The organism is Hymenobacter sp., from assembly GCF_036388155.1.
Lineage (GTDB): Bacteria > Bacteroidota > Bacteroidia > Cytophagales > Hymenobacteraceae > Hymenobacter.
On the sequence record NZ_DASVSI010000047.1, the window covers coordinates 1 to 6,738 of the forward strand.

Genomic DNA, 6,738 nt, shown 5'->3' on the forward strand with positions numbered 1-6,738 from the left:
TCCGCGAGTACCACGCCACGTCCTCGCGGACTAAAAGTCCGCGCTACGTACCGCGACGCCGCAACTGCGCTAAGGAAGCAGAATGCGGTAGGTGGCATCGGTGGCGCCGCCGAAGAGGCCGTAGCCAGCGCGCACATTGGAGGCCAGCGGCGCCGGCTCGGCAAAGGGATTGCCGTCGCTGTCGTAGTAGCGGCGGCGCGAAAGGTAGAAGTTGTAGGCGTCGGCCGTGATGCTGCTCACGTACACCTCCATGTAGCCCGGTTGGGGACAGTTGCCGCCGGGCGAGAAGCAGCCGCTATAATAGCGCACGTCGGACGTCAGGGCAATGCGCGCGCCGTTCGCGTCGGTGTCGGCGAAGGGAAATACGCTGTAGTCTTGCTGCGGGCTCGACAGTTGGAACTGCCCAATGCTCCCCACGGTGCTGCTCTGGCTGTTGTAGTCCACGTCCACCGGGCTCCAGTTGCCGGGCTTGCCCTGCTTGTCGAGCAAGCGCGCGAAGGCTAAGTAGTAGTTGGCAGCGGCAGGGTCGTCCCGCAGCACCAGGCTCAGGCGGCCCGAGTAGTCGCTCGAATTGGGGTTGGCCACGGCGCGGGGCGTGTACGTGGCGCTTTCAATCACGGGCGCTGCGGGCAGCGTGAGGGTGCTTTCGGCGGTTTCGAAGCCCGGCAGGGTGGCGCGCAGCGTGTAGGGCTGGCCCACCTGCGGCCGAAACCCCAGCACCGGCCGGTAGTACCCCGGCTCACCCGGACGGCCCTGTTGCGGACTCCCGCTGGCTGGGCGGTAGCGCTCCACCACCTGGCCGGCGGCGTCGCGCAGGTCCACGGTGGCATCGTTGCGGCCCGTCAGCTCCTTGGTGTCGAAGGCGCTCTGGCTGTTGCTGATGTAGAGCTGCCGCCCGTAATACAGCTCCGAAAACGACGAATCCTGCGGATTGGCGCTGAGAGTGAAGGACAGGGCCACGCGGGGCGTGTGCGGCGGCTCGGGCAGGTCCACGTCGGTTTCGCAGCTGCTGAGGGCAGTGGCGGCGAGCAGGGCGAGAATGGAAAAGTGTTTCATTGACAAAAAAGCGGTTGAGGAAGGGTGTCGCTGGCCGGTCCGACGCCCTAAGCGTCCGACCGGTTGTTGGTCCACGGCTATTGCGGTGTTGGGCTTGCGGCAACCGGTCGGACGCCTAGGGCGGCGGACCAGGCAAAGCCGACTTGCGAAACCACTTCAATTCAATGGAAAGAAAAGCATGTTTAGACCGCAGCGTCCTGTCGAGCGCGGCCGGGACAGGACGGCCTTCGTGACTCGGCATGGGATTTACTTAAAACCGGAACGTCTTGCTGAACGACGGCAAAATGGGAAACAACGACACCTGACGGTAGCTCATTCTTTCGCTGTTGTCCGCGCGGCCCAGGTAGATGAAGTACGGGTTGCGGCGGCTGTAGGCGTTGTACACGCTGAAGCTGTTCACCACCTCGCCCCAGCGCTTTTTCTTGGTGTGGCTGAGGTCGAGGTCGAGGCGGTGGTAGGCGGCCATGCGGTAGCTGTTGCGGGTGCCGTAGTCCTCAAACTGGTCGAAGGGGCCCAACGAGTAGCGGCCCTGCGAGAGCGTCACGGCGTTGCCGGTGCCGTACACAAACGTGCCCGACAGCGTGAGCGCGGGGCTGAACTCGTGAATGACCACCAGCTTGAAATCGTGGCGCCGGTCGTACTTGTAAGGAAATAGCAGGCCCTGGTTCAGCTCCGCGAAGCGGCGGTTGCTCCAGGCCAGGGTGTAGCCTATCCAGCCGGTGGTTTTGCCGGTTTTCTTCTGCAAAAACAGCTCGCCGCCGTAGGCCCAGCCCCGGCCGCTGGTGATTTTGCTTTCGTAATTGTCGTCGGTCGTCCCCACAAAATCGGCCCCTTCGCGGAACTCAATCAGGTTCTGCATGGGCTTGTAGTACGTCTCGAAGCTCAGCTCAAAATCCTCGCCGCCGAAGCGCAGGTTGCGGGCTGCCCCCGCGCTGAACTGCTGCGCCCGCTGCGGCCGGATGTTGGCCGTGGCGGGCACCCACAAATCCGTCGGCAGGCCGATGCCGCTGTTGGTGAGCAGGTGCACGAATTGCGTGGTGCGGGCGTAGGAAGCTTTCAGGGCCCAGTCTTCGGTGAGCAGGAAGCGGCCGGCCACGCGCGGCTCCAGGTTCGGGTAGAGCTTGTTCTGCACCAAAAAGCTGTTCACGCGCAGGCCCACGTTCACTTTCAGCCGGTCGGTCAGTTTCACGTCGTCTTCGGCGTAGAGGCTGGCTTCGTTGGCCCCGATGCGGCGGCCGGTGGCCTGGTTTTGAGCGGGGTCGCTGCTGCCGTCCGTTTGCAGGGCGCCGGGCCGGAACTGGTGCCGGATGTACTGCCCCCCAAACCGGATGTAGTGGCGGGGGTTGGGCACGTAGTCAAAATCCGACTTCACGCTCACGTCCTGAATGTTCGACAAGTAGTTCAGGCCGAACTTGTCCGTGCGCGTCTGGCCGTTGTCCTGGTACCGGTCTTCCTGCTTTACGCCCACGTCGAACTGGTAGCGGGTGTAAGTCAGGTGGGTGTTCATGAACAGGCGGTCGTTCACCACGTGGTTCCAGCGCAGCGCGGCAATGCGGTTGCCCCAGCCCAGGGCGCTTTCTTGCTTGTAGTAGTTGCCGTTGCTGCTGGTGGTTTCGTCGTCGGCGTAAAACTCGTCGTAGCCCAGGTAGCCGCTTAGGTAGAGGCGGTCGCGGGCGCCCAGCTTCCAGTTCAGCTTGCCGTTGAGGTCGTAGAAGTAGTAGCCGGCCGTCAGCCCTTCGGCCTGAGCCTTGATGAGCGGGCGGGCCAGAATGTCGATGTAGGTGCGGCGGGCCGAGAAAATGAACGAGGCCGTGTCCTTTTTGATGGGTCCTTCCAGCGTGAAGCGCGAGGCAATCAGCCCGATGGCCCCTTCGCCGTGCAGCTTCTGCATGTTGCCCTCCTTCATGGTGATGTCGACCACCGACGAGAGCCGCCCGCCGTAGCGCGCCGGAAACCCGCCCTTAATCAACTCCACGTTCTTGATGGCGTCGGCGTTGAACACCGAGAAAAAGCCGAACAGGTGCGAGGCGTTGTAAATGGGCGTGCCGTCGAGCAGCAGCAGGTTCTGGTCGGGCGAGCCGCCGCGCACGTAGAGGCCGCTGCTGCCTTCGCCGCCGGCCTGCACGCCGGGCAGCAGCTGGAGCACCTTCAGCACGTCGGTTTCGCCGAACAGCGCGGGCAGCAGCTTAATCTGCGCCACCGGCACGTTGATGGTGCCCATGCGGGTACTTTCGGCCAGTTTTTCCTCCTTGCTGCCCACCACTTCCACGCCCGCCAGCTCGGCCGAGGACGTTTTCAGCCGGAAATCGTGCGTGAAGCTGCGCTCGGCTCGCTGCACCAGCCGCTGCTTCTCGTAGCCCAGCGCCGACACCAGCAGCCGCACCGAATCGGGGCTGGCGGCCAGCGTGAGCGAGTAGAAGCCGAAGGTATTGGTGGAGGTGCCCTGGGCGCTGGCGGGGTGCACCACGGCCACGCCAGGCAGGCTCTCCCCGGTGGCCGCGTCGCGCACGTACCCGCTGATGGTGAAGCGGTTGTTTTGCTGGGCGTGGGCGGTAGAAGCCCCCAGTAGTCCCGCACCGAGCAGCGCGGTCATGCGTAAGAGTGAATTCATGCAGAAATAAGCTGTGGAAAGAACCGGCCCCATAGGCCCAGGTGGCGCCTACCCGCTGGCCGCCAATTGTATTGGAGAGCAACTTCGGGGCGCCAGGGTTGCCTCGCCTTCCAGAAAAAAAGCGAAGCAGTAAAAGGGAAATCCCCTGAAAAAGAACGTCCTGCCGCGCAGGGCCGAAACAACTAGTAGCAAAGATGCTTCGGCCCTGCGCGGCAGGACGTTATGCTTATGTTAACTTCTCGCGCTGCTGCCGCCTATTTCTTGCGGTATTCCGAGTTGAGGTACGCCAGCACGGGCGTCGTGATGTCGAGGTTCTTCTCGCCGTAGGCAATGGTGCCGCTGGGGGCCGCAATCAGAATCAGCTTGTAGCCCTTCGACTTGCCGTAGGCTTCCACCTTGCTGTTCACGCTGGCCAGCACGCTCTGGGTCAGCTTGGCTTCTTCTTCCTGGGCCTGGGCCTGCAGCTGCTGCTGGCGCTGGCCCACTTCCTGCTGCTGAGCCTGCAGCTTCTGCTCGGTGGCCGCGCGCTGCTCGGCCGTGAGGGTCGGGGCTTGCTTCTGGTAGGCTTCCACGGCGCCCTTGAAGCTGGCCAGCATGTTCTGGTTTTGGCGTTCCCAGTTGCGGGCTTTGCTCTCGAAGGCCTTGCGGGCGTCTTTCATGCCCTGGTAGCCGTCGAGCATTTTATTGGATTCGACGTAGGCAATTTTGCCATCGAAGCTGCCCGTGGCAACGGGAGCGGGCGCGGCAGCCACCGGCGTTTCGCTCGCAGCTTTAGCCGCCGTGGTGTCGGCCGTGTTCAGGTCCGGCGAGGCCACTACGGCCACGGATTTATCGGTGGCAATGGCCGGCGCCGTTACCGGACGATTGAAATGCAGAAAATACAAGCCGGCCACCGCAAGGACCAGCACGATGTTAATGGTTAGCTGAATGGGGTTTTTCATTGACAACAGAAATGAGGAAAGGACAAAAGTAACATTTTGCTGAAAGAAGCATTCGAAATAAGGAAGAACGTCCTGCCAAGCGCCGCCGAGGCATCTTACTCGGGAGCCGTCTGTCATCCTGAGCTCGCGAAGGACCTTCTCACGACTGAACGACGGGTTCTAACGTGAGAAGGTCCTTCGCAAGCTCAGGATGACAATAAATTTAATTACTACCTCGCGCGAGATGCCTCGGCGGCGCTCACCAATTCTTCATTCCTCACTAAGCGAAGCGTCCTTATTCCGGCACGGCAATGTGCAGCAGGGCGTCGCCCTGGTTTACCACGGGCATGTGGTTGAGGCCAATAACGTAGCCGCTCAGCGGGGACTCCAGCCGCACGGCCTGCTGCCCGTAGGGGTCGGCCACGGAGCCGTAAATCTGGCCTTTTTCCACAAATTGCCCGTTTTCGAGGTGGGCCCGAAACAGGCCGGCAAACCGGGCCCGCAGCCACGTGTGGCGCCGGCACACAATGCCCGGCCGGGCCGGCGTGGGAGCCGCCGGCCCCATGCCCAAATGGTGCATGACCCGCAAAGTGCCCGCCACGGCCTCCTCAATGCCCGGCTCGTCCAGCCGCAGGCTCTCGCCCGTTTCGTACACAATAATGCGCTTGCCCAACCGCTGGGCGGCCTCGCGCAACGAGCCCGGCCGCAACGCCGCGTGCAGCGTGAACGGCGCCGCAAACGCCACCGCCAGCGCGTCAATCTCGGGGTCGACGCCCAGCAGGCAACGCACCTGCGGGAAGTTGGCCCGCGCCGCGCCGCCGGTGTGGTAATCGATGCCGTAGTCAATCAGGGGCATGATTTCGCGCATGAAGCGGTGCGCCACCCGGCCCGCCAGCGACCCCCGCGGAAACCCCGGAAACGAGCGGTTCACGTCCTTCCCGTCGGGCACTTCGCGGCTGAAATTCAGGAAGCCGTAGATGTTGAGGATGGGGATGGCAATGATGCTGCCTCGCAGCGGCTGCAGCAAATCGCGCCGCACCAGCCGCCGGATGGTCTCAATGCCGTTCACCTCGTCGCCGTGCATGCCCGCCATGAGCAGCAGCGTGGGGCCGGGCTCGGTGGAGCGCAGCACGTGCACCGGCACGTCAATCACCGTGCCCGAGGGCAGCTTCGAAATCACCAGCCGCGTTAGCACCCGCTCACCCGGCTGAATGGTGAGGCCATTGAGGTGCATGGGAGCGGCGGCTGGGGGCATGTGGGAGCGTAAAGGCGAAAAGGAGAAGAACATCAAACTCCCCTCCTTACCAACCGAAGGTCAGCGAAGCTAAGGAGGGGAGTTTGACCAGTTTATCGGCTTGGCTACTTCTCCACTGGCACGTCCGACTGCGCGTCCACGGGCTGGCTTTCGCCTTTTTTCGCTTTGGGCTTGGCCTTTTTCCTGTTGGCGAGGTTGGCCGTGTACTCGATGATGCGGCCGGCGATGTCCAGCTTGGTGGCTTTCTCGATGCCTTCCAGGCCCGGCGAAGAATTCACTTCCAGCACCAGCGGGCCGCGCTTGCTCTGCAGCATGTCGACGCCGGCAATGCCCAGGCCCAGGGCCTTGGTGGCCAGCAGGGCAGCGGCCTTCTCGGCGCGGCTCAGCTTGACCAGTGTGCCCACGCCGCCGCGGTGCAGGTTCGAGCGGAACTCGCCTTCCTTGCCCTGGCGCTTCATGGCGCCCACCACTTCGCCGTCGACCACGAAGGCGCGCAGGTCGGCGCCCTTGCTTTCGGCAATGAATTCTTGCACGATGATGCGGGCTTTGAGGTTGTGAAAGGCTTCAATGACCGACTGGGCGGCTTTTTCCGACTCGGCCAGCACCACGCCCAGGCCCTGGGTGCCTTCGAGCAGCTTGATGATGACCGGGGCACCGCCCACCTGCTCAATCATGGCCGGCACATCGGCTGAGAAGTTGGTGAAGGCGGTTTTGGGCATGCCCACGCCGGCGCGGCTCAGGATTTGCATCGAGCGAAGCTTGTCGCGCGAGCGCACGATGGCCTGGCTGTCGATGGCGGTGCGCACCTTCATCATCTCAAACTGCCGCACCACGGCCGTGCCGTAGAACGTGACCGAGGCCCCAATGCGCGGAATGATGGCGTCGAAGCCCTCCAG

At 63.2% G+C, this 6,738-nt stretch carries 5 protein-coding genes; all 5 read right to left on the reverse strand.

Annotated features, from left to right (window positions below):
* Positions 1-69: 69 nt before the first annotated feature.
* On the reverse strand, positions 70-1,056 hold the full coding sequence (locus VF629_RS06965) for a DUF4249 domain-containing protein (RefSeq protein WP_331057740.1): 987 nt from the start codon (positions 1,054-1,056) through the stop codon (positions 70-72).
* Between the two features lie 250 nt (positions 1,057-1,306).
* Positions 1,307-3,667, reverse strand: a complete 2,361-nt coding sequence (locus VF629_RS06970) for a TonB-dependent receptor (RefSeq protein ID WP_331057741.1) — start codon at positions 3,665-3,667, stop codon at positions 1,307-1,309.
* 254 nt (positions 3,668-3,921) lie between these two features.
* Positions 3,922-4,608, reverse strand: a complete 687-nt coding sequence (locus VF629_RS06975; RefSeq protein ID WP_331057742.1) for an OmpH family outer membrane protein — start codon at positions 4,606-4,608, stop codon at positions 3,922-3,924.
* A gap of 274 nt (positions 4,609-4,882) precedes the next feature.
* Positions 4,883-5,842: a succinylglutamate desuccinylase/aspartoacylase family protein gene (locus VF629_RS06980; protein ID WP_331057743.1), complete on the reverse strand. Its 960-nt coding sequence runs from the start codon at positions 5,840-5,842 to the stop codon at positions 4,883-4,885.
* Positions 5,843-5,946: 104 nt separating this feature from the next.
* Positions 5,947-6,738 (reverse strand): RimK family alpha-L-glutamate ligase (locus VF629_RS06985; protein ID WP_414653859.1); only part of this gene is annotated, 792 nt, incomplete at its 5' end.